Consider the following 26139-nt stretch of genomic DNA (forward strand, 5'->3'; position numbering starts at 1 on the left):
CGCATGAACACGCTGGCGACGGCGGCCCACCGCATCGACGACGTCATCGTCGTCATCGAGACGGTGGCCAAGCAGACCAACCTGCTGGCGCTGAACGCCACCATCGAGGCGGCCCGCGCCGGCGAGGCCGGAAAAGGTTTCGCGGTCGTTGCCGGCGAGGTCAAGCACCTCGCCAACCGGACGGCCGAGGCGACCGGTGAGATCACCAGAGAGATCGCGCACATGCAGCAAGCCACGGCCGCCGTTGTTGCAGCCATCCAGGACATCATCGCGATGGTCGGGAGCCTGGACGGGCTGGCCAAGTCCACAGCGACCGAGATGCGGACCCAGAAGGAAGGCTTGAGCCATGTGTCCACAATGCTGGTGGACGCGGTCTCCACGGCGGACACGGCCGTGTCGCAGGTGTCCGGGATCGCGATGGCCGCCAGCGACACGGAACGCAAAGCCGGCGCGGTGCTTGATGCGGCGGATCGCATGCGCACCGAAGCCTGCGCCTTGCGACGGGAAGTCGACGCTTTCCTGACCGCGGTGCGCTCCACATGATTTCGAGGACGGCGACGACAACCGGTGGCGCCCGTGGCGCCGCCTGCGATCCCGCGGCGGGTGTCCGCTTCAGCGGTTGAAGGGCATGACCATGGCAGACCAAACTCAGAAACCATCCGACTCTCAGACCGTGCTCGGCCGCGACCGTTTCGTGGCCTTTGCCTTCGCGTCGGCCCATCTCCTATTGGAGACCGATAATGACGGCCGCATCGTCTTTGCGGCGGGCGCGCGATGCGGACTGACGGACCGGCGCGCCGAGGACTTGGTCGGCTGTTCGCTGTTCGACCTTTTGCCGCCTGGGGAGCACACCTTCTTCCGCATGCTGCTGACGCGGCTGATCGACTCCGGAAAGCTCGACCCCACCCATGTCTTCCTGAAGACCGTCGCGGGGCAACCCTTTGCGATGCTGATGGGCGGATGCCGCCTGCCGAATTACGCGGACCGCTGCTTTCTTGGTTTCTCGATTGCCGCGCGGGTGTCGGGACGGACCGTCGGCCGCTGCCTGTCCGATCTGAAATCCTTCGCCGAAAGCCTGGAAAGCCGCCTGTGTGCGGCGGGCGCGACCGAGCGGGGCCAGCGGCTGTCCCTGCTGGACATCGTCGGGCTTGCCGATCGGGACAACGCTCCTGAAATGCGCAACTCCCTGGAGGCTTATCTGCTTTCCGTTTCGACGGACGGGGACGCGGCGGTCCGCCTCAACGACGAGCGCTACGCCGTTCTCCACCGCGACGACCTGACGCGGGAGGAGATCATTCTCGACATCGGCCGCCTGCTGGCCCGGACACGGTGCGGACGAGCTGCGCGACGCCCTGCATGTCTGGCAAATCCCCGTGCAGGGTGGCGAAATGCCGATGTCTGATGTCGCGCGGGCGCTGTCCTACACCCTGCATAAGTTCGCCGCCGAGGAACCCGGGGCTTTCGGCATCGCCGACATCAACGAGGCGGTGGTGGACATGCTCCACAACACGGTCGGCCGGGTTGCCCAGGTCCGGCGCATCCTGGAACAGCGTGACTTCCATCTGGCGTTCCAGCCCATCGTGAGCCTGGCGACGGGGAAGCTGCACCATGTCGAAGCCCTGATCCGGGTCGGCGATTGCGGCTCCCCCGCCGAATTCATCGCTTTCGCTGAGCGGATCGGGCTGATTTGCGATCTGGATCTTCTGGTCTGCCAAGCTGCCCTCGACGTGCTGAAGCAGGCGGAAGACCAGGGGCGTGCCGTGCCGGACATCGCCATCAACCTTTCGGCCGTGTCCCTGGCCAGCCCGCTGATCATCGAGCAACTGCAGGCGCTGCTCCGGCCACACCAGGGGCTTACCCGCAAGCTGCTGGTCGAGGTGACCGAGACGGCCACGGTCAACGACTTCCAAGGTTTGAACCGGGTTCTGGGCACCTGCGCAAGCTCGGCCTGCGGATCTGCCTGGACGACGTCGGCAGCGGCACGACGTCGTTCATGTCGCTCAACGAACTGCGCGTGGATTATGCCAAGCTGGACGGTCGGATCGTGCAAGGGGCGCTGACCAACAGCCGTGATCTGACCATTCTGCGCTCCATCGTCGAGATTGCCCGCCATCTCGGCACCGATCTCGTTGCGGAGCAGATCGAAACCGAGGAGCAGCTTCGATACCTGCGCAAGCTCGGGGTCCGCTACGGCAGGGCTACTTGTTCGGGAGGCCGTCGCCCGTCCTGCCCGGCTTCGACCTCGCAGCCCCCAGTCGGCCGTCGCGGAGAACCGGAGAGCGCGTGTCCTGGGAGTGAGGGAATGAGCGCCTGTCGTTCGGATGCGGCATGTCCTTCAGCGTACGTGGGAGGGGAGCCCATGGTCAGGATCGAGCTTCATATCGGGTCGTTTTCGGAGGATTGTTTTTACGCCATGGGGGAAATGCCGTTTTTGGACATGAAGGAACCGCTGGGACACCAAGGCGGCCTCTCCCATGCCGTCGCTCGGTTCAGCTTTGAAACATGGGAACATTTTTTTGGCGAACTGAAGAAGGTGGCCCCAACGTTTGCTGCGGAACTCCGGTCCATGCGGGAGGCGGAGCGTAGGGCTTTCTTTGACAATCCCTCAGGGAAGGCTGTCTTGCGCATTCTCTGGAGGCACACGGATTTCGGCATGAGTTGCCGCGGCTGATGGGTCAATCATGTATTATGGTGAATATTGAATATTTCTTCTATTCATGGACTGTTTTGCCATACATGGAAAGTCTATATTGATATTGTCAAATATTATTTTATTTGTTCTGTCTAAATGTGGGGTGGGCAATGGAATTGCGGCAATTGCGTTATTTGAATATTCTGGCTGAAGCTGGCAGCTTTCATCGTGCTGCGCATTGGCTCGGCCTACGCCAACCAGCGCTCAGCCAGTCGATCCGAGCATTGGGAAATGGATATTGGTGTGCAACTGGTGACACGTACCAGTTCAGGCAGCCGCTTGACGGCCGCCGGCAGTGCCTTCTTGAGCGAAGCACAACGCATTCTTGCTGCTTTGGATGCGGCGGCCGTCATTGCTCGGACCACGGCAAGCAGAGGAAGCGCACCGATGCGTCTTGGTATAGCCGCTGACGCTGCAACAGGATGGATGGCAAAGACGCTTCAAGCATTCCTACATGGAAATCCGGAATATGGTGTGGTTGTCTATGGTGGCTCCCTCCAAAATCTTCTGGCCATGCTCGATAACGGGCATTTAGATTTATGTCTACTCCCGTTTATAGATCCTATTGGCAATGCAACGACTGAGCCGTTATGGCGAGAAGATGTTCATCTTGCATTGCCGGCTACTCATCCATTGGCGGCGGAGCCTTCCGTCGATGTTCGTCGCCTGGCTGACGAACTTCTACTCGTCGGATCCGTGGAGTACGATAGTATGGCAGCCAGATTGCTGCTTGATGCTTGCTATTCAGTAGGTGTCAAGCCGCGCATCACCACAGCTCTTCCCCACCAGGAAGTTCGGCTGGCGTTGGTGGCGGCTGGCTTTGGCATCGCTGTGCTGCCTGCTTCCAACCAATCCCTTGTAACTGCGATCGGAATCACCAGTCGTCCGTTGACGCCACCGCTGGTTATGACTATCGCCGCTGTTTGGCCGGCAACTGGTCTGGTTCCATCTGCTCAACATTTTATCAAGGTCGCACGTTCGTTCGAAACAGGTCCTAGGATTGATGGGGGTGCAGGGTTGTGAATGAGGGCGCTTTATTCTCATGATGGTGCTCAGGATTGACTGATTCAATCAGCTTTGATGTGTGGGCCTTTCTGAGAGGGTGGGCGAGGGCGCTTGCGATAGCATCCGCTACTTTGTCGGCTGCAGCTTTGATCGGATCGGTCTTCAGGTGAGCATACCGGGCGGTCGTCTGAACCTGGGTATGTCCCAGCAGGCGGCCGATCATCGGGCAGGTCCTCGCCGAGTTGTAGCGCGTTCGGAGGCGAAGGAATGCCGCAGGTCGTGGATGCGCACATCCTCCAGCTTGGCGCGCTTGCGCAGCCGGCGCCAGGGACGCTGCATATCGGTCAGATGCTGGCCTTCTATTCGGCCGGTGATGACATAGGGGTTGTCTGTCACCTTGGGGATGTCCTTGAGCACCTCAACGGCGGCTTTCCCGATCGTCACCAGTTTTGCCCCGTCTTGGAGTCAGGCAACCGGAGCACACCGGCGTTGAGATCGACGTAGTCCCATTTGAGCGTCTGGATCTCGCTGAGGCGGCAGCCTGTCAGAAGGAGAAGGTGGATGCAGTTGACCGCTTCCGGTTCGGAAGTGGATTCGCGCAGCACCTTGCCAAGGCGGGCGAGTTCATCCGGTGTGAGGTAAGCGTTCGCGCTTGACCTCCTTGTAGCGCTTCACCTTCCAGCACGGATTGACGCCATCGGTCCGGACGCCCCAGGTGTGGGCAACGGTGAACATGACGGAGAGAACGCCCAGGGTGCGGTTGGCCTGATAAGGGGTAGCTTTCAGGGATTGGTGAAGCTCGACCACCTCGGCGCGGCTCACATCGATGATGCGGTGGCTGCCGAGCTTGGGGTTGATGAACAGTTCAATGGACCGATTGTATTCTGCCCGGGTGGTTGGTTTGCAGTGGGAGGCGACGTAATCCTCCAGGAAGCGCTTGCCGAACTCCTTCATGGTAGGGGAGGCCTTACGCCGGTCACGTTCGGATGCCGGGTCGCTGCCGCGCCGGACATCGGACAGATGCTTCATGGCCTCGGTCCGGGCGACGTCGGGTGCCAGGACACCATGGGGGCCGATGTTGACGCGGCGCAGGCGGCCGCCGGCCCGGAACTGGGCCAGATACATCTTCCGGCCGGAGGGATAGATGCGCAGTCCGAAGCCCTTCAGCTCTTCGTCCCAAAGGAAGAATTCCTGCTCGCCGGGGACGGCGGCATCGACGGACCGTTTCGTGATCTTGGTCATGGAGCACCCCACGAGCGCCGGAATCTCCGGAATCAAATCGGAATCACTTGGGAGGAAAAGAGAGCGCTTCCGACGAAACAAAAGCGTAGTTTATCTACGAGAAAACATCAATAGATACAAGGTATTATAGTGCGATCGGATACTTTGGCGTGGTGCCGGAAACGTATGCGCAGGGGGCTGAAAACGAACTCATAACCTGAAGGCCGCAGGTTCAAATCCTGCCCCCGCAACCAAAACCTACAAAAAAGGCCCGCCGAGCTTGCGCTCGGCGGGCTTTTTGCTGTGCACATTTTGTCCGATGGGCGCGGGGCGTGACATCCGGCCGCTCCGCTTGTCTATGAACGAAGGGCACGTTTCGTTTGCCCGGTTCAGGACAAGGAACGCGATGCCGTCCGTAAGCATCCGCTGAGCGCCGCGGTCAGTAAGCATCCGCTGAGCGCCGCGGTCAGGCCGCTTTCGTCTGCTCGCGGATTGCCTTCCAGTTCCAGGGCAGCAGTTCGTGCAGGCGGGTTTGGGGGATGTCGTTGATGCGGGCCAGCACGTCGGCGAGCCACACCTGCGGGTCAACGTCGTTGAGCTTGGCCGTGGTGATCAGGCCATACATGATCGCCGCCCGCTGCCCGCCGCGATCGGAAGCCGCAGAACAGCCACGCTTTCCGGCCCAAAGCGATCCCACGCAGGCCGCGTTCGGCGGCGTTGTTCGTCAGGCATAGCCTGCCGTCGCCGAGGAAACCGGGTGAAGCCGTCCCATCGGGTCAACATGTAGTCCATCGCCTTGGCCACGGGGGCATGGCGGGAGAGCCGGGCGCGCTCCGTCCGCATCCAATCCTCCAGCGCGGCTACCAGAGCAACGCCGTGCTCCTGGCGGGCCGCCAGCCGCTCGGCCGCCGGCTTGCCGTTCAAGGCGCGCTCGAGATCGAAGAGGGCATCGATGCGCCTCACGGCCTCCAGCGCCAACGGCGAGATCGGCGGGGCGTCCTTGCCGCGCCTGGTGTTCGCGGCGATGTCGGCCAGCTTGAAGAAGCCGCGCCTTGCATGCGCCCAGCACAGCACGTCGCGGATCGGCCCCGGCTTGCGGTCGGGTTCGTACAGCCGATTGTAGCCGGCGAACGCATCGGCCTGCAGCCAGCCCGTGAAGCCGGACAGGTGCCGTTCGGGATGCTCGCCCTTGCGGTCGCGCGAATAGTGGAACAGCGCTGCCGGTGGGGCTTGGCCGGCGAACGGCCCGGTCATCACGCACATACACCCACAGCCGCCCGGTGTCGGTCTTGCCTTTGGGCCAGCACGGGCACTGGTGTATCGTCTCCATGCAGTCGCCCGGCTGCCATCACATGCGCGGCGATCAGGTCGTGCAGCGGCTTCAGCACCGCGGCGGCGGTGCCCACCTGGTCGGCCAGGGTGGACAGGCTGAGCGGCACACCCTCCCGTGCGAAGCGTTCGGCCTGCCGGTTCAGCGGCTGATGCTGGCCGAACTTCTCGAACAGCAGGGTGGCCAGCAGGGTTGGGGCCGGCCCAGCCGCGTGGGGTGGCGTGGAACGGCGCCGGCGGCTGGCTGATCGTCTCGCAGGCCCGGCAGGAGAACCGCTCGCGCACCGTTTGGATCACCTTCCATTGGCGCGGGATCACCTCCAGTGTTTCGGTGATCGTCTCGCCCAGCCGGCACAGCTTGTCCGAGCCGCAGCACGGGCAACTCGCCGGGGCCGGCACAACGACGCGTTCGCGCGGCAGATGGTCGGGAAAGGGCTGGCGCGACGGCCGCTTGCGGGTGAAGGCCGCCACCGCGGTCGTTCGGGTAGCGGCCTGCTCGGCCGCCAACTCGTCCTCACTGGCCGTCGCTTCCAGCTCTTCGAGCTGGAACTCCAACTGATCCAGCAGGCGCGCCTTGCGCTCGGAGCGCGTACCGTAGAGTTCGCGCCGGAGCTTCTCGATTTCCAGCTTCAGGTTGGCGATCAGCGCCTCGGTATTCGACGCCATCGCCTTGGCCCGTGCCGCTTCCGCTTCGGCCGCGTCCGCCCGCGCCTCGGCCTGCGCCAAGGCGGCGCGCAAGCTGGCAATGTCGTCGGGCAAGGCGTCCATAGGGCCGGATTATACCCTGAAACCCGCATCGATCCTTGCTCTTCCTGCCGGATGACGGCGGGCTGATTCATTGTGCCGCAGCCTATCCGGCCGAGCGCGGCCTCCAGGTTTGCTGGGGATTGCGCCAGTCGATCGCGTCGAGCAAGATACGCGAGTTGGGAAGCGGAAATGGCCACGGCTCCGTCAACCGGGCTGGGCCAGATGAAACGGCCTCGCTCAAGCCTCTTGGCGTACAGCGACATGCCAAGCCCATCGTGCCACAGGCACTTCACCATGTCGCCGCGACGCCCACGGAAGACGTATAGATCGCCGGCATGAGGGTCGCGGCCAAGCCCTTCCTGGACCTTCAGCGCCAGTGAGTTCATTCCCGCAACGCATGTCGGTGACCCCGCCGGCCAGCCAGACCCGCACGCCTGACGGCACCGGGATCATGCTGACCGCCCCGACAGCGCGGCGATCACCGTTCCGACCAGAGCCGGATCGGCCGAGCCGGTGATCCGCAGGCGGGCGACCGCGAACTCAACCTCGATGATGCCGGCGGGCAGAGTGCAGGAGGCTGGGGGCGGTTCCGGCGCGTCCTCCGGCGACGGCTCATCGGTGGCGACGGTGATCGGCATGAAGGCCGGCAGCCGGGGGTTGCGGACCGAAGAACTGGCGGCGCCAGCGATAGAGCAGGCTGACGTCCACGCCTTGACGTCGGGCAACCTCAGTCGCTTTGGCGCCGGGCTGGAAAGCCTCTTCGACCAGCCGCAGCTTCTCATCGTCAGTGAACTGCCGCCGTTTCTCCAGACCCGTAATCACCTCGACGCGTTGGATAGTCATAGGGACTGCCATAGGGATAGCCATAGGGACAGGCGCCATGATTCAGCTTCCCAAGGCCGTCACAAGGCGGCACTCGGCGGAGGGGTACAGAAGACCAGTGTCTACGTCGATTATCTCAGCACCGCGTCGAGCACTGAAAAGCTGAAAGTGTATTGGAACGATCAGGTCGTCGGACAGTTGGACCTGAGCCAGGCCGGCGTCTGGAAGACCGCCCGTTTCACGGTGACCGCCACCGGCGGCGACGACCGGCTGTCTTTTCGACAATTGGGGAGAAGCGGTAAAGCTCGACAACGTCGAAGTCTACGCCGGCTCGGTCGGAACCTCCATCGATGTGATGGATTTGGAAGCAACCAGTCCGACGATCTGGCGGTTCTAACTGTCCGACGACAAGAAGAACATCCAGAACGCATCCCTGACGCGTCCAACGTCAACCAATTGATCCAGGCTTCCGCAGGCTTCGGATCGACGGACGCCTGGATGTCAGCCACCGACGCCCAGATCAACGGTTACGGCGCCACGTTCAACACGATACTGAGCAACGCGCCGAAGCTTGTTGCATGAACTATTGAGTGCAGTCGAAATGACCGCATCGCGAAACCGGTTGTTAATGCGCAGACCCTGCACGTCAAATAAATTCTTCGTGTGGGGGCTTGCTCTGTTGCAAACACGTGGACACCTCGAAAGGGCGGTTAGCGCGGGTTCTTGTTGCAAAGTCTGAAGTTGGTCGCGGAGAACCGGGGCATCAACACTGTCAGGTGGCGATCCCGAACAGGCCGACAATGAAGGTCGCTTGGGCCGGCATGTCGTTGGCGGGAATGGCGGCGACCTGCCCTTTGCGCACCATGGCCAGGACCTCGTAGCCGGCGATCGTCCGGCGTGCGGTGTGGAAGCTTTTGAACCCGAGCACCAGCCGCACCAGCCGTTTCATCCGCCGGTGGTCCTGTTCAACGATATTATTCAGGTATTCACTTGGCGCAGCTTGGCGAAGCACCACAGCTCGCCGGCCTTCTTCATCGTCTTGGTCGCACTCGGGTAAGCAGCGTTCTTGTCCACAGTGAGAGTGCGCGGGTTCACGGTGTGCGCTTGCTTCAGCGCCTTGCGGAAGAAGCGCCGGGCGGCTGCGGCGTCGCGCTTGGCGCTGAGCAGGAAATCGATGGCCTGCCCACGTGCATCGACGGCGCGGTACAAGTACATCCACCGACCCTTCACCTTGACGTACGTCTCATCGACCCGCCAGGAGCCGGTCGTCATGCGCAGAGTACCCCTCCGCCGAGGGCCGCCTTGTGACCGAGCGGGGAAGCTGAATCATGGGGCCTGTCCCTATAGCAGTCCCTATGACTATCCAACGTGTCGAGGTGATCACGGGCCTGGAGCGGCGGCGGCAGTTCAGCGACGAGAAGAAGCTGCGGCTGGTCGAAGAGGCGTTCCAGCCGGGCGTCAAGGCGACCGAAGTCGCCCGGCGCTTGGGCGTGGAGTCAGCCTGCTGTACCGCTGGCGCCGCCAGTTCTTCGGTCAGCAGCTCCGGCTGCCCGCCTTCATGCCGATCACGGTCGCCACCGACGCTCCGGCACCGGAGGAGGTGGCGGAGCCGACGGCGGCGCCAGCGGCCCCACCAGCCGGTCTCATCAAGGTCGAGTTCGCGGCGGCGCGCTTGCGCATCACCGGCCCGGTCGATCCGGCCCTGGTCGGCACGGTGATCGCCGCGCTGTCGGGACGGTCGGCATGATCCCGGTGCCTTCAGGCGTGCGGGTCTGGCTGGCCGGCGGGGTCACCGACATGCGCTGCGGGATGAACTCGCTGGCGCTGAAGGTCCAGGAGGGGCTTGGCCGCGACCCCTATTTATGTGTCGGGCGAAGAAATGTGGCGGCGCCGTCGCGATGCAGCAATTCCGCGGCGTCGGTGAGTTTCGCCGCCACATAATATTTCATAGCTCCCCTCGGGGCCAGGGTGTCCCTGGCCCTCTTGTGAAAGGGGGAGTTCCATGTTGGAGCAGTACTTCAAGTATCCAAGAGTGCTCCGGCGACTTCGGAGTGGAGCACTGGGTGGCGACATGGACCGAATTGCCGCGCATTTCGCGGAGATCGGCTACAAGCATGACGCAGCCAAGCTCTATCTCGGTCGCCTCGGCCGCTTCAGCGATTTTGCGGCTCGCCATGCCTCGAACGGCATCGATCGACCGGACTGTCATCGATCGGTTCCTGAACAGTTTGCCGACGGCAAGCTCCCGCATCGGCGCGCGAACGGTGATTGGGCACGCCCGCCGGGTCCGCGCCCGAGCGTTTTTCGATCCCATGCCCGTCGGTGGTGGACCCCAACAGCCCATTGCTGGCGGCCTATCTGGACCACTTGCGCCAAATACGAGGCTTGCAGTCCAAGACTCGCGAGGGATGCTGGTGAACGCGCGTCGCATTCTCGCATGGTTCGGTGACCGACATCCGGGACACCCCCTTGCCGCAATGACCGGCGAGCATGTGCTTGCCGTCATCGAACACCTCCTGTCGATGTCGACCAAGGATGCGACGCGATCCGCAGCCACCTCGCATGCTCGATCATTCCTTCGATTTCTGCGCTGGTCGGATATCAATGATCAGGACCTTGCGCGGTTTGTTCCACGAACGCCGTGTTGGCGGCTGGCCCATCTGCCGCCACGGCTCCCGTGGGAAGACGTCAGGCGGGCAATCGATGCCATCGACCAGACGACGGCCAAGGGCCGACGCGACCGCGCGATTCTGCTCCTGCTGGCGACCACCGGCATTCGCAACAAGGAACTGCGATCGCTCGAACTCGAGGATACCCGGTGGCGCGCGGCCGAGATCCTCGTGCGACAAGGCAAGGCGAGGCGCGAGCGGGTTGTGCCGCTCGTGCAGGAGACGGGCGACGCGCTTGCCGATTACATTCTCCATGCCAGGCCCGGGATCGACAGCCGGCGGGTTTTCCTCTGCACTGTGCCGCCCGTTGGGCCATTCAGGGCCAGCACCCCCGTCTCGAAGATCGTGCGATCGCGACTGGAGATCGGAGGAAACAAGCTTCCCCGCGGGGCCGGCGCTCATCTGGTGCGCCATAGCCTGGCGACGGAACTGGTCAGCCAACGACGTCCCATCAATGAAGTCGCGGACCTGCTCGGCCATCGGAGCATGGACACCACCGCCATCTATGTAAAGGTTGCGCTGCCGCAACTCGCCGATGTCGCGCTTCCATTTCCGGGGGGCGCGTCATGAGCAGCTTTGCGACATTCCTGGCCGACAGGGTGGAGAGTTACATCGCGCTGAGCCGCTCGCTCGGGTACGCGTTCAGGAAGTCGTCCGCGATCTTGCGGGCATTGGCCCGATACGGCGCGGATGAAGACCTCGACGGCCCGCTCACGCAGGATATGGCGGTTGGTTTCGTCCTTTCCTGGGATGGAACAGCGACGGTCGAGCCATTCGTCACGGGGTTGTCCGTCGCTTTTGCGATTATCTGGCAATCTACGACGGGCGCACCGAAGCGCTCGATCCCCGCACCTTTCCCAGGTCCCGCGCCATCCCGCCGCCACGCATCCTGACCGACGAGGAACTCGGCTCGCTCATGTCGGCGTGCCGCCACGTTTCACCAGGATACCCCGAGCGAAGCGCGATGTTGACGGTCTTCGTCGGATTGCTGGCCAGTACCGGCTTGCGTTCCGGTGAAGCACGCCGCCTCGACCGGGCCGATGTCGATCTCGGCGAAGGCGTTCTGCACATCCGCAAGACCAAGTTCCGGAAAGATCGTCTGGTTCCGATCCACACGACGACGTTGGCCGCCTTACGCCGATACGTCCGGCATCGCGATACCGTATTCCCAGTGCCAAAGGATTGTGCATTCTTTCTGACGTCCCGCGGCAGTCGGTTGTCGTCGGCGGGGCTCTCCTCGGCCTTCGGGGCCGCCTGCAAGCTTGCTGGCCTCGATGGCGTCAGGCCTCATGATCTGCGCCATCGCTTCGCCGTCACCCGGCTTGCCGCCTGGCATCGGGACCGGGCTGACGTTCAGGCATGCTTGCCGCTGTTGGCGACGTACCTCGGCCATTCCCGCTATACGGGTCACTACACGAAAGTGATCCTCGACTTTGCGCGTTGTAGGTTATAATTCCTATTAGGTGCCGATCCAGAAGGTGGCCTCGTCGGCGATGAAGGCGAGAGCCTCGTTGTGCCACCGGACACTCGGGATAAGCCACCAGGACAGGTATCGATAGCCGGTGCAGTTGTGGTAGATTAAGTCTTTTGATCAGGAGCCGAGCTATCCGTTTCTATAGGTCAGCAGATGCTTTGGGTTCTCCAGCCAATCATGGCCCGAAGGTGAGGCGCGAGGTCGCCGGTACTAGATTAAATGAATTGGCTTAGAAGCTGGATTTTTTGGGATTGTCATCTTCTCGTGCCGATTGCAAAGGTTAGCAGGGCAGAAAAGCCAGTCGCCGGAAACGGCGGCAGGCAAATCGAGCTTGTCCCGCGGGACAATCAAGGCGGTGTCGACAAAATATGGCTCGTTGACAGTTCTTTTTCGGAACGGTGGTGGATCACATTGAGGTTGCCGCTGATAAGTGGCTTGGCGACGTAGCGAAATAGGTTTCATGGACAACGGGGTGATCGGCCGTTAGGTCCAATGGATTTCTGTATTCATACACACTAAACGAAGATATGCAATTTAGCCAGATCTGGTTGCAGTCTACGACTACAACGTACGATCGGTCTTGAATGGTAGGACCCGCCAACTAGGATTGTCCAGGTAACTCATGTGGAGGTTAAAATCGTGGTTGTTGCTTTAGTGGGATCGTCCTCCTTTGATCGATTCTTCAATCTAGCCCATGACGAGTTGCAACGGCGCGGCCATAGTGTGGCGCGGTTCTTAACGCGAAAGGATCTGCTTGCCGCAGTTGACGCGCTGCAGTGTTTGGAAATCCTTGGCGCGTGCTCAAGCTTTACAGCCGACCGGGAGTTGTTTGCCAAGATGCCGCGTTTGCGCGCATTGGTTTCCCCGTTCACAGGGGTCGAAGGGTTCGATGTTTCGGCCGCGACAGCAAACGGCATACTCGTGGCAAATGGCCAAATTACGGAAAACTCCGTCAGCATGGCCGAGGCCGCAGTTCTCTTCACGCTGGCTTCGCTCTATGACCTTCATGGCACTGAGCGCTACCTTCGCGAAAACCTGCCGCGTCCCTCGCAGGTCCGTGCGCGGATGCTCATGGGAAAGAAAGTTGGCCTGATAGGCTTTGGGAAAATTGGACAGGCTATCGCGGAACGGGCTGTCTGCATGGGGTGTGAGGCTCGTCGCCTCGGTGCGCACGACGCGACCGATGCCCGCATATGTCGCCGCGCAGAGCCTCGATGAGGTGCTCGCGACAAGCGATGTCGTTATCATGGCGGCTTCGCTCAATCCTGAATCACGAGGAATGCTGGATCTTGACGCGTTGCGCCGGATGAAACCGGACGTGGTGTTTGTCAACATCACGCGGGGCGGCATCGTCCCCGACGATACACTCGCCGCGCTCGCGCAGAGCGACCTGCTATGCGCATCGCCCTCGATGTGTTCGACCCAGAGCCGCTGAAAGAGAATAGTCCGCTGCGCGACCTTCCAAACGCCATCCTTACCCCACACATGGTAGGACATACGGTAGAGTCTCAGATGCGCCTGCCGGAGGCATTCTGCGAGAACCTTCTAGCGGTGGCAGAGTGGCGGGTGCCTGAATACGTTGTCAATCCGTCTGTGATCGAAACGTGGCTGAGAAAACAGCACAGCGCACAGCTATAGTTGCGACGTAAGCGGTGTGAGCGCACCCTTCACCGGTTCCCCGGGATCACCGCATGGAGCTGTTGCGGCGGGCCTTGAAGTGTTCGCGAAGGTCGGGGGTTGCCTTGGCCAGGGCTGGTAGTCGGCCTCGATGATAGGCGTTGTGCCGATCAGAAGAGGGTGCAAGGCCTGGAACGTGGTGTGCTCAGGCTTGTCCGGGTTGGTCATGCTCTTCCAGGCGCGCGGTGCCAGCCAGGTTGCCGTGAGGAAGCCGAAGGACCAGAAGATCGGGTCCAAGCCTCCGGCATGGTGGGGCGGCAGTTGCGGCTGGTAGAGATAGGGAAATTGCGCCATCGTTTCCGACAGGTGGTCCCGGACCAGGAGCTTGAACCGATCCTCGAGGCGGACATTATTCCGTGGGCACCGTCAAGTTGGCGGCGGCGGGATTGCCGGGGGCGGTCGGGCTGGGTACGGTAGGAGCATGACGACGCGTTCCTATCCCTGCTTTTTCCGGCTACCGCTACCCCGCCGAGGTCATCATGACCGCAGTGTGGCTGTACCATCGCTACCCTCTGAGCCTTCGGATGGTCGAGGAGATACTGGCGGCGCGCGCATCACGGCAAGCTAGCAGGGCGCGGAAAAACGAACATATTCGGGCCTTTTTCCCCCGCTGCGGCTTGAGAATGGGAGTTCTGACGCCCGTTTTCATCAGAATAGAGCGCCTTTTCGCGCTCTGCGGCTCCCGGAACCGCCATTCAGGCGGATTCCGGGCGTGATTATGCCGCCGCCAGCAGCTTGGGCAATCGGATCAGGTTGTAGGCGGTAGCGGTCAGGGTGAACATCCAACCGACGCGGGCCGTGCCGCGATGACGCGTCTTGCGCAAGCCGGCTCCCTTGATCAGCCGAACACCTCCTCGATCCGTTTGCGGACTCTCAGGCTGACGGCGTAGCCGGGGTGGGCGGGTGGTCCGGCCGTCGATCGCCGAGCGGCGGTTGCTCGTGTTCTGCGCAACATGCGCAGCGGCGCCCAAGCTGCGCATGTTCGCCACGAAATCCTTGGTGTCGTAAGCCTTGTCGGCGCCGACTGTGATGCGGTGGCGGCCGGGGATGGCCTCAATCATGGACACCGCCGCTTCGCGTTCAGCCAGACCGGTGGCCGCGGTGAGCCGGACATTCACCACCAGGGCGTGACGGTTCTCCATCAACGCATGGCCCATGAAGGCCAGCTTCGCCGGCTGCCCGTTGCCCTTGCGGTACAACCGCGCCTCGGGATCGCTGGTCGAGGCATGGGTCTCGTTGGACCGCTTCTCGCCATGAAAGTCGCGGTCGCCGTTGCGCCCCGGCCCCGGCGGCTCGCCGCTGCCGTCCTTGGGCCGAAAGCTCTTCACGCTGGCCCAGGCTTCGATCAGCGTGCCGTCCACCGAGAAGTGCTCGTCCGACAGCAGCGCCTTGACCTTCGGCTGACCCAGCACGGTGGCCAGGAACGTGGCCGCCACATCCCCGGCCAGCAGACGCTCCACGGTTCTTGGTGAACACCGTAACGTCCCATAACCGGGGCGTCCATCGACAGGCCGACGAACCAGCGGAACAGCAGGTTGTAATCGAGCTGTTCCATCAGCTGGCGTTCCGAGCGCACCGAGTAGAAGGCCTGGAGCAGCAGAGCCCGCAGCAGCTTCTCCGGCGGGATCGACGGCCGCCCGATCTTCGAGTACAGGCCTTCGAAGGCGGGCGACATCACCTCCAGCGCTTCATCCACGATGGCCCGGATCGGCCGCAGCGGGTGATTGGCCGGAACCCGCGCCTCACAGCTCACGTAGCTGAAAAGACCCTCGCTGCGTTCGTCCGATCCGCGCATCATCCCCTCTCCGACCGCACCCTGTGCCAGCAGAGAGAATCACGAGAGCCCGCCGCAGCACAGCCTTTTTTCCGCATCCTGCTAATGCCGCCATCGCTCTCGGCACCGGCGGCCGAGCTGCCGATGACGGATCGCCACGGTGTTCGACAGGTCCGGTTTGACGAGGTGATGGCGTTGCACGGCCAAGGCTGGCCGATGAAGCGGATCGCCCGGACGCTCGGCATTAATCGCAAGACGGTTCGCACATGGGTGCGGGCGGGTGAGCTTCCGGTCTGGTCTCAACGGGATCGCGGCAGCGCGGTCGATCGCCACGCCACGTACCTGCGGCAACGCTGGGGCGAGGGCTGCCACAACGCCGTCCGGCTGTGCAAGAGATCCAGGAGCGTGGGTTTCGCGGGCAACTCCGCACCTTGCAGCGCTGGGTCGAGCGCCTTCGGGACGCAAACCCGCCCAAAGCCGGCGCGGCTGGCACGATGAGGCCATGGAAGTTGCCCTCGAAACGCCGGGCGGCGTGGCTGGTGGTGGCCGATCCGGAGACGATTGAGGCCGCCGAGCAACGGTTCGTCGATGCCCTGCTCATCCGTTCCGAGGGACTCACCAGGGTCATCGAGTTGGCCCGCGCGTTCAGCACCATGGTGCGCCGTCAGCAGGCGGGCCGGTTGGATGAATGGCTGGCCGCGGCGAGGGAAACCGCCCTGGCTGGGTTCGCCGATGGGCTCGCGCGTGATCTCGCGGCGATCCGCACGGCGCTGTCGCTGCCGTGGAGCACCGGGCCGGTGGAGGGGCAAATCAGCCGATTGAAGACGATCAAGCGAACCATGTGCGGCCGCGCCAAGTTCGACCTGCTGCGTCACCACGTCCTGGAGGCTGCTTGAACGGCAGCGCTCCAGTCACGCTGTTGCACCGAAAACGCGGAAGGACCAGTTTCTCACGTCGCCTGACAGGCATGGTCGGGCTGCACCGCGTGCTGGTTGGCTGGCTTGCAGTCCTGGCCTGTGAATCGGCATGGAATAAGGACCCCGTATAGGGGGTGATCGGCATCCAAACGGGACCCCCGAAGCTTTGGGTCCACACTGGCCGCCATGGAGGACATGGAGGCCTGTCGAGGGATGCTGATTGTGGAAACGATCGCGAAGATCCGTCGTGCCTACTTCGTGCAGCAGAAGCCGATCAAGGTAATCTGCCGGGAGTTCGGGCTGTCCCGGAAGGTCGTGCGGAAGGTGATCCGTTCGGAGGCCACGGAGTTCCGCTACACGCGCACGAACCAGCCTTTGCCGAAGATCGGCCCCTGGCGTGAAGAACTGGATGCTCTGTTGCTGGCCAACGAGGGGAAAGCATCACGGGAGCGCCTGACGCTGGTCCGGCTGTTCGAAACGTTACGGTCCCGCGGCTATGAAGGCGGCTACGACGCTGTCCGTCGCTATGCCCGGGTTTGGCGGCAGGAGCAGGGGCCCTCCGTCGCCCAAGCCTACGTGCCGTTGAGCTTTGCGCCAGGCGAGGCCTACCAGTTCGATTGGAGCCATGAGGTCGTCCTGATCAACGGAACGACGGTCACGGTGAAGGTGGCCCATGTCCGCCTGTGCCACAGCCGGATGCTGTTCGTGCGGGCCTACCCGCGCGAAAGCCAGGAGATGGTGTTCGACGCCCACGACAGGGCCTTTGCCTTCTTCAAGGGAGCCTGTACGCGGGGCATCTACGACAACATGAAGACGGCGGTCGACACGATCTTCGCCGGCAAGGAGCGTGTCTACAACCGGCGCTTCCTGCAGATGTGCAGCCACTATCTGGTCGATCCGGTCGCCTGCACCCCGGCGTCGGGCTGGGAAAAGGGACAGGTCGAGAACCAGGTCGGCTTGGTCCGCGAGCGCTTCTTCACTCCCCGGCTGCGGGTGAAGAGCTACGACGAACTCAACGGCTTGCTCCTGGACCGCTGCGTCGCCCACGCCAAGGCGCATCGCCATCCCGAAATACGGGAGCGGACGGTCTGGGAGATGTTCGAGGCAGAACGGCCGAGCCTTGTTCCCTATGCCGGGCGGTTCGACGGCTTCCATGCCGTGCCAGCCTCGGTTTCCAAGACCTGTCTGGTGCGCTTCGACAACAACAAGTATTCGGTCGCGGCCGGCGCGGTGGGGCGTCCGGTGGAAATCCGCGCCTATGCCGAGCGGATCGAACTGCGCCAGGATGGACGAATTGTCGGTGAACACGCCCGGTGCTTCGGGCGCGACAGAACGGTGTTCGATCCCTGGCACTATGTTCCGGTCCTGGCGCGCAAACCGGGGGCCTTGCGCAATGGGGCACCGTTCAAGGATTGGGTCCTGCCGGCCGGTCTGGAGCGCGTTCGGCGCAAGCTCGCCGCCGTCGAGGACGGCGACCGGCAGATGGTGGACATTCTCGGCGCCGTGCTGAGCGACGGGCTGCCGGCCGTCGAGGCGGCCTGCGCCGAGGCCTTGCGCGAGGGCGTCCATTCCGCTGCCGTCATTCTCAACATCCTGGCCCGGCGCCGGGAACCGGCGGCGCCGATCACGATCATGACCTCCGACGCACTGCGGCTCCGGCACGAGCCGGCCGCCGATTGCGCCCGCTACGACAGCCTGAGGAGACCCCTGTGATGGAGCGTTCCGAGATCCTGGCCACCATGAGCGAACTCAAGCTCTACGGCATGAAGGCCGCCTACGACGAACTCATCGCCACCGCCGTCAAGCGCCAGCACGAGCCGCAACGGGTGGTCGGCGACCTGCTTGCCGCCGAAATCTCCGAAAAACAGGCGCGCTCGATCAAGTACCAGATCACCATCGCCAAGCTGCCGCTCGCCAGGGACATCGACGATTTCGTCTTCGACGACACGCCGGTCAACGAAACCCTGGTGCGCGATCTCGCCGGCGGCGCTTTTCTCGCCCAGCAGCGTAACGTCGTCCTGGTCGGCGGCACCGGGACCGGCAAGACCCATCTCGCCGTAGCGATCGCCCGGGCCTGCATCCGGGCCGGCTCCCGGGGGCGCTTCTTCAACGTGGTCGACCTCGTCAACCGCCTGGAAGCCGAAACCCGGGCTGGCCGGCAGGGCCGTTTGGCCGACCACCTCGCACGCATGGATTTCATCGTTCTCGACGAACTCGGCTACCTCCCGTTCGCCCAATCCGGCGGCCAGCTGCTGTTCCACCTGATCAGCAGGCTTTACGAGCGCAGTTCCGTGATCGTCACCACCAACCTGGCGTTCGGGGAATGGCCGTCGGTCTTCGGCGACGCCAAGATGACCACCGCCTTGCTCGATCGCCTCACCCACCACTGCGAGATCCTCGAGACCGGCAACGAAAGCTGGCGCTTCAAGAACCGCGCCTGACTTCCCCCCCGATGTCGCCCAGGTGGGTCCACAGCGCCTCCCCACGCGTGCCGCTCCGTCGCAGATGAGGGCACTGCGCGGCACGCGCGGGTCCCCTCCATGGACTACCTGGACGACAAGTCCTCGCCAGATCACGGGGTCCCTTTTCCGTGCCGATCCAGGGTCCCTATCTCAAGCCGATTGACAGCATGGCTCTTCTCCTTCCCTTCGACCGCGTGACCCGAACCGATTGGCCAGGGTTGGCTGGTACCAAAGGGTGACGCGTCCCGCCATCCCAGCATCATGCGACGAGTTGGGCCTTAACGTCGGTTAAGGACCGGGCTTTCGCAGCAACCTTCGACTCGACCGGTATGGCTGCGGGACTTGATTCAGATGCTTCAGGATGTCCTTCCGCGCCGGCAGACTCCGGCAGCGGCAGTTCGTCCGCAGTCAGGGTTTCGCGTTCCAGCAGGCGTTTTGCCCCTTGCTCCAGCACGGCATGGTTTCTGCGCAGGATATCCGATGCCCGTGATGCGGCGGTTTCGACCAAAGCGCGGACCGCCGCATCGATGCGGCTCGCCGACGCCTCCCGGCAATGCCGGGGTTGCCAGAAGGCGCCCTGCGGTTGGCCTGGGAGATGGCCCGGTTCGGTATCGTAGCAGACCGCCCCGATGCCGCGCGGGATGATCGACCCCTTCTGGATGGGATCGCTGCCGGGAATCGCCATGGCGACCAAAGCATGCCCCATTTCGTGATGCGCGACGATGGAGCGTTCATGCAGGATGAGAATGCGCGACTTCTTCTCCAATCCGGCGATGACCCGTTCGATGGCGGCCTCGGCCTGCCGAACGCCGGGGAGCGCCCAAGTGCAGGAACAGCCCGACCCCGATCGACAGGGCCAAGGAAAGCCACAGCAGCAGGTCGGTGCCGCGGTCGCTGTCCTTCCTGTCGTCCATGACGCCTCCCGCTGCGGTCGAAGCCGTCCGCACGCCTTCATCACGGTGAGACTGCGGGTCAGTCGGCGTCCCGTCCTTTATTCAGGTTAAGGTCACCCTCGGGAAGTCATGGCTCAATGGCGGCATTCTCCCGCTGCGGTCGCACGGATACCGTTTCGGGAGTCCGCCAAAGGAGACCGGACCGCCATGGCCAAAGCTGCTCCACCTGTGCCGACCCCTTCCCCCGAACCGCCCTCCTCCGAACAGGTGCCAGAATTGAACATCGGATTGCAGAAGCTGTGCTACCTGATCGTCAAAGCTCGCGAATTCGACGCCAAGGTGGCGCCGTCCGATCTCGACGACGGCTCCAATCCCAGTGACGACGGCATGCGGGCGGTGCTGGAGGATTATGCGGACGATCCCACCCGGGCGGAACTGAAGGACGCCATCGACGGACTGGACGACGACGAGGTGATCGATGTCATCGCCCTTGTCTGGCTCGGGCGCGGCGACTTCTCGGCAAATGAATGGGCGGACGCTCAGGCGCTGGCCCAGGAGCGCCATACGGCCCGGTCGGCCGAGTATCTGATCGGTATTCCCAACCTGGGAGACTGTCTGGAGGAAGGGGCCGCCCAGCTCGGCTATTCCTGCGAGGAATTCGAAATCGGTCGCCTGTGACGGCGGGGCCGACGACCTTCAAGAATGCGGAAAAAGGGGAGACCAGCCATGATGATCACCTTCGAAGACTGCGTCGGCATGAGCGGGCTGACGACGGAAGAGATCGACGCGATCGCCACGCACGAGCATTTGCCGGAGATCGTCGCCGCCGAACTTGGCGGTTATCTGGTCGCGACCGAGGCTGGGCAGGGGGAGATACGCCGCATGATCGAAGATGACATTGCCGAGGCGAAGGCGCACGGTCGGCATGAACGGACCGCGGTGCTCAAGCTTGCGCTTTGTCATTTCCTGCAAGAGCATGAGGCCGCCCGGACCGTCAAGCCCTGACGGCGCGGTCCCCGTCAGGAGAGTCAGGTCGGTGCGGAAGGAGACTCGCCGGGAGTGTTCCCAGCCCGGACCAGCCGCAGCGACCCGTCTTTCCGGCGGACCCAGACATCGACATCGTATCCCAACTCTCGAACCCGCACCGCATCATACAGCGCGGATTCCAGGGCCGCTCGCCGCGACGGGTATTTTCCGCAATCATCTCCCGGTGCGAAGCCGACGGTCCAGTGATTTTCGTTTCGGGAAACGATGTAGCTGAGGTGCGGTATCGGTGCCATGGCTGACCTCCCAGGGCTCGGGTCTCGTCCATGCGGGCAGTATCCCGAAGGAACCCGTTTGGGGCCTTTATCAAGGTTAAGGCCAATGCGCAGTCGGCTTGGGCGTTGGGGATAGGGGGCGGGATTTCGGCGCGCGCTTCAGCACCGAACGAGCACGACCACGGATCGCGCCTCCACCCTGCAGGGCGGCTCGGTTACCGGTTCCGCGTCGTCCAGGCAAACAACGTCATCGGGGCTGTCGCGCGCCGTGTCTAATGGATCGTTGTTGCCGCGCTGCGTGTTCAGAAACTCGTCGCCGGCCACGAACATCGGTGTGCCGTTCGCCAGAATCGGCAGGCAGAACAGGTTCTTCGCCTGCCGGCGCCGAAGCCGCACCACCGCCTCCGGCACGCCGTCGTCGCCCTCCCGGCCGCAGCTCCAGGTGCGGTTGTCGTCAAGCCCGTCCTGGTTCCGGGGCAGCCCTGCCGCCGAGTCCGCTCGGACCGTTGTTCGGCTTCGTGCCATTGCCGCCCGCCTATTTTGCGTTCCTGGCAGTGGCCGTCATTGCCTATCTGTTTCTGGCGGAAGGGATCAAGCGCCTGCATTACCGTCGGTTCGGACGGTCCAACCCGATGAAGAAGGGGGCATGACATGGCATCGCCGGCGGCGCGATCGTCCGTCGGCGATGCCGGTCTTCCAATGGTCGCGGCCGCCTAAAGCTTGGCGATCTCGATGTTGCGCTTGCTGGGCTTGCTCGGCTCTGTCTTCGGCAGCACGATGGTGAGCACGCCGTTCTTGACGGTGGCTGTAATGCCGTCCGCATTCACATTGGCCGGCAGCCGGAAGGACCGCGCGCACATGCCATAGCGGCGTTCGGAGAAGTGGCGGTTCTTGCCCTTCTCTTCCTTCTCCTCCTTCTTCTCGGCCTTGATCGTCAGGACGTCGTCCTGGAGGCTGACCTCGGCGTCCTTCTCGTCCATACCGGGAATTTCCAGCGTGACCCGGTACTCGGTCTCGCGCTCGTCCACCTCGGCCGGCGGGACGATTGCCTCCAGATCGGCTTCACTGCGCAGCAACGGCTCCAAACTGAACATGGGACGTCGGCTCCACGGAAAGCGCAGCATGGACGACGCCTCGTCGAACAGGCGGTCGAACTCGTCGCGCAAGGCGAACAGCGGGTGGCGATTGTGTTCAGCGACTTGCTTTGCGGCCAAACCGGTGCCCGCGAGTTCCTGCTTCGGCTTTTCGCTGGCGTTTGTATCGGTCATGGTCATGGCATCCTCCTGGATTACCCTGGTGACCCCATGGCTTTAGCATCCGGCGGAACCGACCGACTTTATCTGGATTAACCTGGGAGGCGCTTCACCGGGGGAACGCCGCATGAGATGCTGAAACTGACTGCAATTGGTGGAAACAAAAGTAGGCAGGCGAGGGAATACCTGCTTTCTCAGGGCCGGGATGGGCCATGGCCGAGGAGGTGGTCGACGGACTGCTTTGCCCGGCTGACCGGAATGGCGAAGCCGATGCCGCTGTTGCTGACGGCTGACCCAATCAGACTGTCGTTGATCCCGACCAACTCTCCCCTGAAATTCACCAGGGCTCCACCCGAGTTGCCTGGATTGATCGCGGCGTCGGTCTGGATGAAGGGACCCTCGGGTTCGGCAGGGTTCCTCGCCCCGATGCCGCTGACGATCCCCAGCGTCGCGGTCTGGGCGAGGCCGAACGGATTTCCGATCGCCACCACATAGTCGCCAACGCGCAGGGCATCGGAATCTCCCAGCGGCACCGCGACGAGATCGCGTGCCTCCACCTGTATCACCGCGATGTCGCTGACCGCGTCGGAACCGACCATGCGGCCGGACAGCTGCCGCGCGTCTGCCAGCGTGACGGTTATGTCCTGGGCTCCATCGACGAGATGATGGGTGGTGACGATGGTGCCGTTGGCCGCATCGATGACGATGCCGGAGCCTTGCACGAGAAAGCGGCGCTCCTCCGGTTGCACGCGTTTGGGCAGGCCGAACATGCGGCGGAATTCGGGATCGCGGAGCAACCGCATCTCCTCTGCCGACAACTGGCCGCTTACTGCAATGCTGACCACGCCCGGTAGAACCCGTTCCAGCATGGGGGCCAATGTGGGCATGGCTGCCGTGGCCGTGTCATCCTTCGGGTTCCCGACCCTATCGAGCGCGCAGGCGCTGATGCTCATGACCATCGCCAGAGCGATTGCCGAGTGTCGGACCAGATTGACAATCCTGATTCCGGTTTGTCGAAGCATGCGCTCTGCTCCAGTCAGGTGACGCCGCAATCCTGCCGCGTCCCCGCGTCCGGGCGGCTGAGCCTTTCAAAGGAAGTATACCCGTCCCAATGCGCCATATCCTCATTAACTTGGATTAAGTGGAGACGAAGTTCCTCCCTTGTATACCTCTCGGAAAACCCGGTGAGGCGGCGGGAGAATTTGGTTGAATGAGGAGGACTATCGATGAAGAGCCAAGCATCACGCACATATGCAGCCCCCCGATTGGTGAACGAGTTTTCGGTCTGGACCTCCGGCAACCTCGTCCAAAACACCTTTCTGCAACGGACGGAAGCGATCCTGCGAATGCAGTCCAACCTGTTTGGTGGCTTCGAGAACCTGAGCCGGAACTGGTTTGAGCACCGGCAGGACGATATCCGATCGGCACTGTCCACCGTGGAGCGGATGGGAACGATCGAGGATGCAGCGGAACGATCCTCGCTGTGGAACGACTGGATGGCAGACCGCATGAAGCGTTGGTCCGATCAGGCGTCCGCAACCGTCGAGCGGTCTTTCCAAGTGAATGAACGGCGCGCCGGGGACGCAGGGGCGCGTCGGGACCGCAAGGGCGAGGAAACACACAGCTGAAGCCCGGAGATGCCGGGAGGGAAGATGGTTCATCGGCTGGAAATTAGAGGAACGGATATCCGTCCGGCCCTGTTCAAGGACCGGGCCGATGCCGGCAGGCGGCTGGTCGACAGGCTTCTGCCTCTGCGGGACCAGGATCCGGTCTTTCTGGCGCTGCCACGGGGTGGTATCGCGGTGGCGGCAGAGATCGCAAGATCCCGTCGAGTTTCAGGCGATCGGACCCTGCTACCGCGACTTTCACCAACTCGATGATACGGACGTCATCCGCCTGCTCGATCGCGCAGGCAACACGATCCCCGCGCCCGAGGCGCAGGAATCGCGTCACCGGATTTCCTGATTTTCGTTCTGTATTGCGGTTGGACGGTCCGACCGCAACGGCGACTGGGAGGAGCAAACATGGCCACATTCATCATGTTGACGCGGCTCATCCAAAGTCAAAAGGGGCCACCGCTGTCGACGGAGGCGTTTCAAAAGCAGCTTGGCGAGAGGATTGGCCAGGCCTGTCCCGATATCGAGTGGCGAGGCAGCTTCGCGGTGCTTGGACCTTATGATTTCCTCGACATCTTTTCCGCTCCGGACATCGACGCGGCGATGCGGGTGGCGGCAACCGTCCGTGGAACCGGCCATGCCCACACCGAAATCTGGGGGGCGGGCCGAACTGAAATCGCAACAAGGACAACATCAGAGCGATTCATCCGCTGGCGGGATGAGGAGTCTTGAGCGAATTCCAGGTCCGGGCCGATTCGGCGATCCGCACCGGCCCGGACAATGGCGGCTATTTTTCCTGTATCGTCTGAATGAAATAGACCAGCTCCAGTATCTTCCCACGTACCACCTGCTCCGATCCCCAGGGCCAGAAGTCCTGAACCGACTCCGTCATGAAAACCTGTCCCAAACCGGCATGTCGCGCGTTCCGTGTGCCGAGATCATTTCGCGACCGTCGATAACCTTGTACAGGTATTCGAGCGGGAAGATGCCGTGGTTGCGTTCCCGGATCGTGGTCAGCGTCGCCGGCTTCCTGGTGAGATAGCCGGCATAGGGGCCGTCGCCTTGCCCGCCGACACCATGACACACGGCGCAGTTGGCCAGAAAGGACGATTGGCCGATCGGTTCTTCGGACTTTCCGGTGCGCGATTGTGCAAAGCCCGGCGAGCACATCATAATGATCCCGATTGCGACGACGCCGTGAGCGAAGAACCGCCCCCCCGTCAGGATAGACCCCATGGAACCCTCCATCGTCGGTTTGACCTTCAAGATGGCGGGAATGCGCCCCGCAGGCCTTAACCGGGATTAATGCCGGGTCGTCCGCGACATCGGATCTTGCGTTCGGGAACGCTCGGCTCCCGGCCCTCGGAGGGATGGACCATGTACCGCAAGATCCTTGTTCCTCTGTCCAATGCGGCTTTCGGCATGGCGGCGGCCCTCGACGCCGCCATTCACGTCGGGCGCATCTTCGGTTCGCAGGTCGAGGTGCTCTATGCGCGTCCCGCTCCGGAAGCACTGATCCTGGTGCTTGGCAAGGGCTTTGCCGGAACAATGCTGGAAGACGCCCTCCGCGAGGTGCAGGCGAAGATTGGAAAGGACTGCGAAGCGGCACACGAGCGGATGCAACGGATTTGCGGCCAAGCCGGCAGTTCCGCGGATGACGATGCAGCATCCCGCCCATGCCCGCAGGTTCTGTGGCGGGAAGTGGAGGGACCGGCCGACAGAATGACCGGTATTGCCGCGCGCTTTGCCGACCTCATCGTGTTCGCCAAACCCGAAACCGGCGATGTAACGGACAGCGTCTGGAGATCGATGTTCGACGCGGCATTGTTCGCATCCGCACGTCCGGTGATCTTGATGCCATCGCTCCCTGCGCCGCTCTCAGCTTCCAGAATCATGATCGCCTGGAACGGAACCCCACAAGCAACCAGAGCGGTTGCCGCGGCGCTTCCCCTGCTGCGGCGAGCGCAAAATGTCTTCATTGGAACAGCCGGACTGGATGAAGAGCTGCAAAGAGATGCTGAACGCTTGAAGGAATACCTTCTGGTACACGAGGTGGATGCCCAGGTGGAGCATTTGCCGAAAAGTCTGCGTGAAACCGGGAGCGTTTTGCTCGGCATGGCGTCGCAGTTCGAAGCCGACCTCCTCGTCATCGGCGGGCATGGCCGTAACCGCCTGCGGGAATGGACGCTGGGAAGCACGACATCCCATGTGGTGGACCTTACCACCATGCCGGTATTCCTGGTGCACTGACCTTAAGGCAGCGCGACCGCCCCATCGGGCATGATCAGCGTTTCTCAATGCAATGACGGTCGCCGCTGCGCAGCATGTA

35 protein-coding genes and 6 pseudogenes are annotated in these 26139 nt (G+C 62.8%); 26 read left to right on the forward strand and 15 right to left on the reverse strand.

Annotated elements, in window-relative coordinates; genetic code table 11:
* The first annotated feature begins 3 nt into the window (after positions 1-3).
* The 6 genes and pseudogenes from F1643_RS04280 to F1643_RS04305 all read left to right on the forward strand — a co-directional run bounded on the left by F1643_RS04280 (position 4) and on the right by F1643_RS04305 (position 3715).
* Entirely contained in the window at positions 4-543 is a 540-nt protein-coding gene (locus tag F1643_RS04280) for a methyl-accepting chemotaxis protein (protein WP_194911043.1), read from the forward strand.
* 76 nt (positions 544-619) lie between these two features.
* Complete coding sequence (locus F1643_RS04285; RefSeq protein WP_194911046.1) at positions 620-1402, forward strand: PAS domain-containing protein; 783 nt, start codon at positions 620-622, stop codon at positions 1400-1402.
* Complete coding sequence (locus F1643_RS04290) at positions 1395-2060, forward strand: EAL domain-containing protein (protein WP_194911048.1); 666 nt, start codon at positions 1395-1397, stop codon at positions 2058-2060. Before F1643_RS04285 ends, F1643_RS04290 begins: the two co-directional genes overlap by 8 nt.
* Positions 1961-2671, forward strand: a complete 711-nt coding sequence (locus F1643_RS04295; RefSeq protein WP_255542409.1) for an EAL domain-containing protein — start codon at positions 1961-1963, stop codon at positions 2669-2671. Before F1643_RS04290 ends, F1643_RS04295 begins: the two co-directional genes overlap by 100 nt.
* Positions 2672-2802: 131 nt before the next feature.
* Positions 2803-2868 (forward strand): annotated as a pseudogene (locus tag F1643_RS24370) (hypothetical protein); the annotation flags it as partial.
* 1 nt (position 2869) lies between these two features.
* Positions 2870-3715, forward strand: coding sequence for a LysR substrate-binding domain-containing protein (locus tag F1643_RS04305; RefSeq protein ID WP_370540470.1), 846 nt, complete (start codon positions 2870-2872; stop codon positions 3713-3715).
* A 201-nt stretch (positions 3716-3916) separates the two neighbouring features.
* On the opposite strand, the gene F1643_RS22185 is transcribed toward F1643_RS04305, so the two are convergent.
* The 7 genes and pseudogenes from F1643_RS22185 to F1643_RS24380 form a co-directional block, all read right to left on the reverse strand.
* Complete coding sequence (locus tag F1643_RS22185) at positions 3917-4141, reverse strand: hypothetical protein (RefSeq protein ID WP_255542386.1); 225 nt, start codon at positions 4139-4141, stop codon at positions 3917-3919.
* The gene (locus F1643_RS22190; RefSeq protein ID WP_370540460.1) at positions 4138-4302 is read right to left on the reverse strand and encodes a tyrosine-type recombinase/integrase; all 165 of its coding nucleotides are present in this window, start codon (positions 4300-4302) and stop codon (positions 4138-4140) included. Before F1643_RS22190 ends, F1643_RS22185 begins: the two co-directional genes overlap by 4 nt.
* Before the next feature lie 19 nt (positions 4303-4321).
* The gene (locus tag F1643_RS22195; RefSeq protein WP_255542387.1) at positions 4322-4939 is read right to left on the reverse strand and encodes an integrase arm-type DNA-binding domain-containing protein; all 618 of its coding nucleotides are present in this window, start codon (positions 4937-4939) and stop codon (positions 4322-4324) included.
* A 445-nt stretch (positions 4940-5384) separates the two neighbouring features.
* Positions 5385-6913, reverse strand: a pseudogene (locus tag F1643_RS04315) (IS66 family transposase).
* A complete protein-coding gene (gene tnpB, locus F1643_RS24375; protein WP_370540461.1) occupies positions 6889-7380 on the reverse strand; it encodes an IS66 family insertion sequence element accessory protein TnpB in 492 nt (163 codons plus the stop codon). The pseudogene F1643_RS04315 and the gene tnpB (F1643_RS24375) overlap by 25 nt, the downstream one beginning before the upstream one ends.
* Positions 7381-7443: 63 nt before the next feature.
* Positions 7444-7632 carry a hypothetical protein gene (locus tag F1643_RS04325; protein WP_194911057.1) on the reverse strand — a complete coding sequence of 63 codons (189 nt, stop codon included), beginning with the start codon at positions 7630-7632 and terminating at the stop codon, positions 7444-7446.
* On the reverse strand, positions 7607-7876 hold the full coding sequence (locus F1643_RS24380) for a transposase (protein WP_370540462.1): 270 nt from the start codon (positions 7874-7876) through the stop codon (positions 7607-7609). The genes F1643_RS04325 and F1643_RS24380 overlap by 26 nt, the downstream gene beginning before the upstream one ends.
* Before the next feature lie 138 nt (positions 7877-8014).
* Here F1643_RS24380 and F1643_RS24385 point away from each other — a divergent pair, with 138 nt between their 5' ends.
* Entirely contained in the window at positions 8015-8398 is a 384-nt protein-coding gene (locus tag F1643_RS24385) for a hypothetical protein (protein ID WP_194911061.1), read from the forward strand.
* A 265-nt stretch (positions 8399-8663) separates the two neighbouring features.
* Here F1643_RS24385 and F1643_RS22205 read toward each other — a convergent pair.
* Positions 8664-9073 (reverse strand): annotated as a pseudogene (locus tag F1643_RS22205) (IS6 family transposase); the annotation flags it as partial.
* 98 nt (positions 9074-9171) lie between these two features.
* On the opposite strand from F1643_RS22205, the pseudogene F1643_RS24390 reads away from it, so the two are divergent.
* From F1643_RS24390 to F1643_RS24400, 9 genes and pseudogenes are all read left to right on the forward strand, one after another.
* Positions 9172-9303, forward strand: a pseudogene (locus F1643_RS24390) (transposase); the annotation flags it as partial.
* Positions 9304-9374: 71 nt separating this feature from the next.
* Positions 9375-9563: a hypothetical protein gene (locus F1643_RS22210; protein WP_255542389.1), complete on the forward strand. Its 189-nt coding sequence runs from the start codon at positions 9375-9377 to the stop codon at positions 9561-9563.
* The gene (tnpB, locus tag F1643_RS24395) at positions 9560-9757 is read left to right on the forward strand and encodes an IS66 family insertion sequence element accessory protein TnpB (protein WP_194911073.1); all 198 of its coding nucleotides are present in this window, start codon (positions 9560-9562) and stop codon (positions 9755-9757) included. Before F1643_RS22210 ends, tnpB (F1643_RS24395) begins: the two co-directional genes overlap by 4 nt.
* A gap of 467 nt (positions 9758-10224) precedes the next feature.
* The gene (locus F1643_RS04355) at positions 10225-11055 is read left to right on the forward strand and encodes a site-specific integrase (RefSeq protein WP_206692323.1); all 831 of its coding nucleotides are present in this window, start codon (positions 10225-10227) and stop codon (positions 11053-11055) included.
* Positions 11052-11378, forward strand: a complete 327-nt coding sequence (locus F1643_RS21610) for a hypothetical protein (RefSeq protein WP_206692324.1) — start codon at positions 11052-11054, stop codon at positions 11376-11378. Before F1643_RS04355 ends, F1643_RS21610 begins: the two co-directional genes overlap by 4 nt.
* A gap of 23 nt (positions 11379-11401) precedes the next feature.
* Positions 11402-11938 carry a tyrosine-type recombinase/integrase gene (locus F1643_RS21615; protein WP_206692325.1) on the forward strand — a complete coding sequence of 179 codons (537 nt, stop codon included), beginning with the start codon at positions 11402-11404 and terminating at the stop codon, positions 11936-11938.
* Positions 11939-12583: 645 nt separating this feature from the next.
* The gene (locus F1643_RS04365) at positions 12584-13177 is read left to right on the forward strand and encodes an NAD(P)-dependent oxidoreductase (protein ID WP_194911075.1); all 594 of its coding nucleotides are present in this window, start codon (positions 12584-12586) and stop codon (positions 13175-13177) included.
* The gene (locus F1643_RS04370; RefSeq protein WP_255542390.1) at positions 13143-13394 is read left to right on the forward strand and encodes an NAD(P)-dependent oxidoreductase; all 252 of its coding nucleotides are present in this window, start codon (positions 13143-13145) and stop codon (positions 13392-13394) included. The genes F1643_RS04365 and F1643_RS04370 overlap by 35 nt, the downstream gene beginning before the upstream one ends.
* The gene (locus F1643_RS24400) at positions 13355-13597 is read left to right on the forward strand and encodes an NAD(P)-dependent oxidoreductase (RefSeq protein ID WP_194911080.1); all 243 of its coding nucleotides are present in this window, start codon (positions 13355-13357) and stop codon (positions 13595-13597) included. Before F1643_RS04370 ends, F1643_RS24400 begins: the two co-directional genes overlap by 40 nt.
* On the opposite strand, the gene F1643_RS04380 is transcribed toward F1643_RS24400, so the two are convergent.
* Together F1643_RS04380 and F1643_RS04385 are read right to left on the reverse strand one after the other, a co-directional pair.
* Entirely contained in the window at positions 13592-13930 is a 339-nt protein-coding gene (locus F1643_RS04380) for a hypothetical protein (RefSeq protein WP_194911082.1), read from the reverse strand. The two genes, F1643_RS24400 and F1643_RS04380, sit on opposite strands and share 6 nt — an antisense overlap.
* Before the next feature lie 422 nt (positions 13931-14352).
* Positions 14353-15431: pseudogene (locus F1643_RS04385) on the reverse strand (IS5 family transposase).
* A gap of 123 nt (positions 15432-15554) precedes the next feature.
* Between F1643_RS04385 and F1643_RS04390 the strand changes: the two are divergent.
* The 4 genes and pseudogenes from F1643_RS04390 (at position 15555) to istB (ending at position 18768) form a co-directional block, all read left to right on the forward strand.
* Complete coding sequence (locus tag F1643_RS04390; RefSeq protein ID WP_194911083.1) at positions 15555-15908, forward strand: helix-turn-helix domain-containing protein; 354 nt, start codon at positions 15555-15557, stop codon at positions 15906-15908.
* 11 nt (positions 15909-15919) lie between these two features.
* The gene (locus tag F1643_RS04395) at positions 15920-16306 is read left to right on the forward strand and encodes a transposase (RefSeq protein ID WP_194911085.1); all 387 of its coding nucleotides are present in this window, start codon (positions 15920-15922) and stop codon (positions 16304-16306) included.
* Positions 16307-16540: 234 nt separating this feature from the next.
* Positions 16541-18031: pseudogene (gene istA / locus F1643_RS04400) on the forward strand (IS21 family transposase); the annotation flags it as partial.
* An 8-nt stretch (positions 18032-18039) separates the two neighbouring features.
* Positions 18040-18768, forward strand: coding sequence for an IS21-like element helper ATPase IstB (gene istB, locus F1643_RS04405; RefSeq protein ID WP_194911088.1), 729 nt, complete (start codon positions 18040-18042; stop codon positions 18766-18768).
* A 280-nt stretch (positions 18769-19048) separates the two neighbouring features.
* On the opposite strand, the gene F1643_RS04410 is transcribed toward istB, so the two are convergent.
* Positions 19049-19555 carry a hypothetical protein gene (locus tag F1643_RS04410; protein ID WP_206692326.1) on the reverse strand — a complete coding sequence of 169 codons (507 nt, stop codon included), beginning with the start codon at positions 19553-19555 and terminating at the stop codon, positions 19049-19051.
* Positions 19556-19889: 334 nt separating this feature from the next.
* Between F1643_RS04410 and F1643_RS04415 the strand changes: the two genes are divergently transcribed.
* Complete coding sequence (locus F1643_RS04415) at positions 19890-20360, forward strand: DUF3775 domain-containing protein (RefSeq protein ID WP_194911089.1); 471 nt, start codon at positions 19890-19892, stop codon at positions 20358-20360.
* Positions 20361-20408: 48 nt separating this feature from the next.
* Positions 20409-20687: a hypothetical protein gene (locus tag F1643_RS04420; RefSeq protein ID WP_255542391.1), complete on the forward strand. Its 279-nt coding sequence runs from the start codon at positions 20409-20411 to the stop codon at positions 20685-20687.
* Positions 20688-21100: 413 nt separating this feature from the next.
* On the opposite strand, the gene F1643_RS04425 is transcribed toward F1643_RS04420, so the two are convergent.
* On the reverse strand, positions 21101-21352 hold the full coding sequence (locus F1643_RS04425) for a hypothetical protein (protein ID WP_194911090.1): 252 nt from the start codon (positions 21350-21352) through the stop codon (positions 21101-21103).
* A 95-nt stretch (positions 21353-21447) separates the two neighbouring features.
* Between F1643_RS04425 and F1643_RS04430 the strand changes: the two genes are divergently transcribed.
* Entirely contained in the window at positions 21448-21591 is a 144-nt protein-coding gene (locus tag F1643_RS04430; RefSeq protein WP_194911091.1) for a hypothetical protein, read from the forward strand.
* Between the two features lie 63 nt (positions 21592-21654).
* Here F1643_RS04430 and F1643_RS04435 read toward each other — a convergent pair whose 3' ends face one another.
* Entirely contained in the window at positions 21655-22215 is a 561-nt protein-coding gene (locus F1643_RS04435; RefSeq protein WP_194911092.1) for an Hsp20/alpha crystallin family protein, read from the reverse strand.
* Positions 22216-22388: 173 nt separating this feature from the next.
* Positions 22389-23246: a trypsin-like peptidase domain-containing protein gene (locus F1643_RS04440; RefSeq protein ID WP_194911094.1), complete on the reverse strand. Its 858-nt coding sequence runs from the start codon at positions 23244-23246 to the stop codon at positions 22389-22391.
* Between the two features lie 174 nt (positions 23247-23420).
* Between F1643_RS04440 and F1643_RS04445 the strand changes: the two genes are divergently transcribed.
* The gene (locus F1643_RS04445) at positions 23421-23822 is read left to right on the forward strand and encodes a hypothetical protein (protein WP_194911096.1); all 402 of its coding nucleotides are present in this window, start codon (positions 23421-23423) and stop codon (positions 23820-23822) included.
* Between the two features lie 396 nt (positions 23823-24218).
* The gene (locus F1643_RS04450) at positions 24219-24542 is read left to right on the forward strand and encodes a GYD domain-containing protein (protein ID WP_194911098.1); all 324 of its coding nucleotides are present in this window, start codon (positions 24219-24221) and stop codon (positions 24540-24542) included.
* Positions 24543-24698: 156 nt separating this feature from the next.
* Here the strand turns inward: F1643_RS04450 and F1643_RS04455 are convergent, their stop codons facing one another.
* A complete protein-coding gene (locus F1643_RS04455) occupies positions 24699-25046 on the reverse strand; it encodes a c-type cytochrome (RefSeq protein WP_194911100.1) in 348 nt (115 codons plus the stop codon).
* A gap of 141 nt (positions 25047-25187) precedes the next feature.
* On the opposite strand from F1643_RS04455, the gene F1643_RS04460 reads away from it, so the two are divergent.
* A complete protein-coding gene (locus tag F1643_RS04460; RefSeq protein ID WP_194911102.1) occupies positions 25188-26060 on the forward strand; it encodes a universal stress protein in 873 nt (290 codons plus the stop codon).
* Positions 26061-26139: the final 79 nt, after the last annotated feature.

It is taken from the genome of Azospirillum sp. INR13, assembly GCF_015390205.1.
GTDB lineage: Bacteria > Pseudomonadota > Alphaproteobacteria > Azospirillales > Azospirillaceae > Azospirillum.

Bases quoted from the DNA above. Each gene is read 5' to 3' on its own strand.
- F1643_RS04280 (WP_194911043.1), top strand. From the start codon at position 4: ATGAACACGCTGGCGACGGCGGCCCACCGCATCGACGACGTCATCGTC.
- F1643_RS04290 (WP_194911048.1), top strand. From the start codon at position 1,395: ATGTCTGATGTCGCGCGGGCGCTGTCCTACACCCTGCATAAGTTCGCC.
- F1643_RS22195 (WP_255542387.1), bottom strand. From the start codon at position 4,939: ATGACCAAGATCACGAAACGGTCCGTCGATGCCGCCGTCCCCGGCGAG.
- tnpB (WP_370540461.1), bottom strand. From the start codon at position 7,380: ATGAACTCACTGGCGCTGAAGGTCCAGGAAGGGCTTGGCCGCGACCCT.
- F1643_RS04325 (WP_194911057.1), bottom strand. From the start codon at position 7,632: ATGCCGATCACCGTCGCCACCGATGAGCCGTCGCCGGAGGACGCGCCG.
- F1643_RS24380 (WP_370540462.1), bottom strand. From the start codon at position 7,876: ATGGCGCCTGTCCCTATGGCTATCCCTATGGCAGTCCCTATGACTATC.
- F1643_RS22210 (WP_255542389.1), top strand. From the start codon at position 9,375: ATGCCGATCACGGTCGCCACCGACGCTCCGGCACCGGAGGAGGTGGCG.
- tnpB (WP_194911073.1), top strand. From the start codon at position 9,560: ATGATCCCGGTGCCTTCAGGCGTGCGGGTCTGGCTGGCCGGCGGGGTC.
- F1643_RS04355 (WP_206692323.1), top strand. From the start codon at position 10,225: ATGCTGGTGAACGCGCGTCGCATTCTCGCATGGTTCGGTGACCGACAT.
- F1643_RS21610 (WP_206692324.1), top strand. From the start codon at position 11,052: ATGAGCAGCTTTGCGACATTCCTGGCCGACAGGGTGGAGAGTTACATC.
- F1643_RS21615 (WP_206692325.1), top strand. From the start codon at position 11,402: ATGTCGGCGTGCCGCCACGTTTCACCAGGATACCCCGAGCGAAGCGCG.
- F1643_RS04370 (WP_255542390.1), top strand. From the start codon at position 13,143: ATGCCCGCATATGTCGCCGCGCAGAGCCTCGATGAGGTGCTCGCGACA.
- F1643_RS24400 (WP_194911080.1), top strand. From the start codon at position 13,355: ATGCGCATCGCCCTCGATGTGTTCGACCCAGAGCCGCTGAAAGAGAAT.
- F1643_RS04380 (WP_194911082.1), bottom strand. From the start codon at position 13,930: ATGGCGCAATTTCCCTATCTCTACCAGCCGCAACTGCCGCCCCACCAT.
- F1643_RS04390 (WP_194911083.1), top strand. From the start codon at position 15,555: ATGACGGATCGCCACGGTGTTCGACAGGTCCGGTTTGACGAGGTGATG.
- istB (WP_194911088.1), top strand. From the start codon at position 18,040: ATGGAGCGTTCCGAGATCCTGGCCACCATGAGCGAACTCAAGCTCTAC.
- F1643_RS04415 (WP_194911089.1), top strand. From the start codon at position 19,890: ATGGCCAAAGCTGCTCCACCTGTGCCGACCCCTTCCCCCGAACCGCCC.
- F1643_RS04420 (WP_255542391.1), top strand. From the start codon at position 20,409: ATGATGATCACCTTCGAAGACTGCGTCGGCATGAGCGGGCTGACGACG.
- F1643_RS04435 (WP_194911092.1), bottom strand. From the start codon at position 22,215: ATGACCATGACCGATACAAACGCCAGCGAAAAGCCGAAGCAGGAACTC.
- F1643_RS04445 (WP_194911096.1), top strand. From the start codon at position 23,421: ATGAAGAGCCAAGCATCACGCACATATGCAGCCCCCCGATTGGTGAAC.
- F1643_RS04450 (WP_194911098.1), top strand. From the start codon at position 24,219: ATGGCCACATTCATCATGTTGACGCGGCTCATCCAAAGTCAAAAGGGG.
- F1643_RS04455 (WP_194911100.1), bottom strand. From the start codon at position 25,046: ATGGGGTCTATCCTGACGGGGGGGCGGTTCTTCGCTCACGGCGTCGTC.
- F1643_RS04460 (WP_194911102.1), top strand. From the start codon at position 25,188: ATGTACCGCAAGATCCTTGTTCCTCTGTCCAATGCGGCTTTCGGCATG.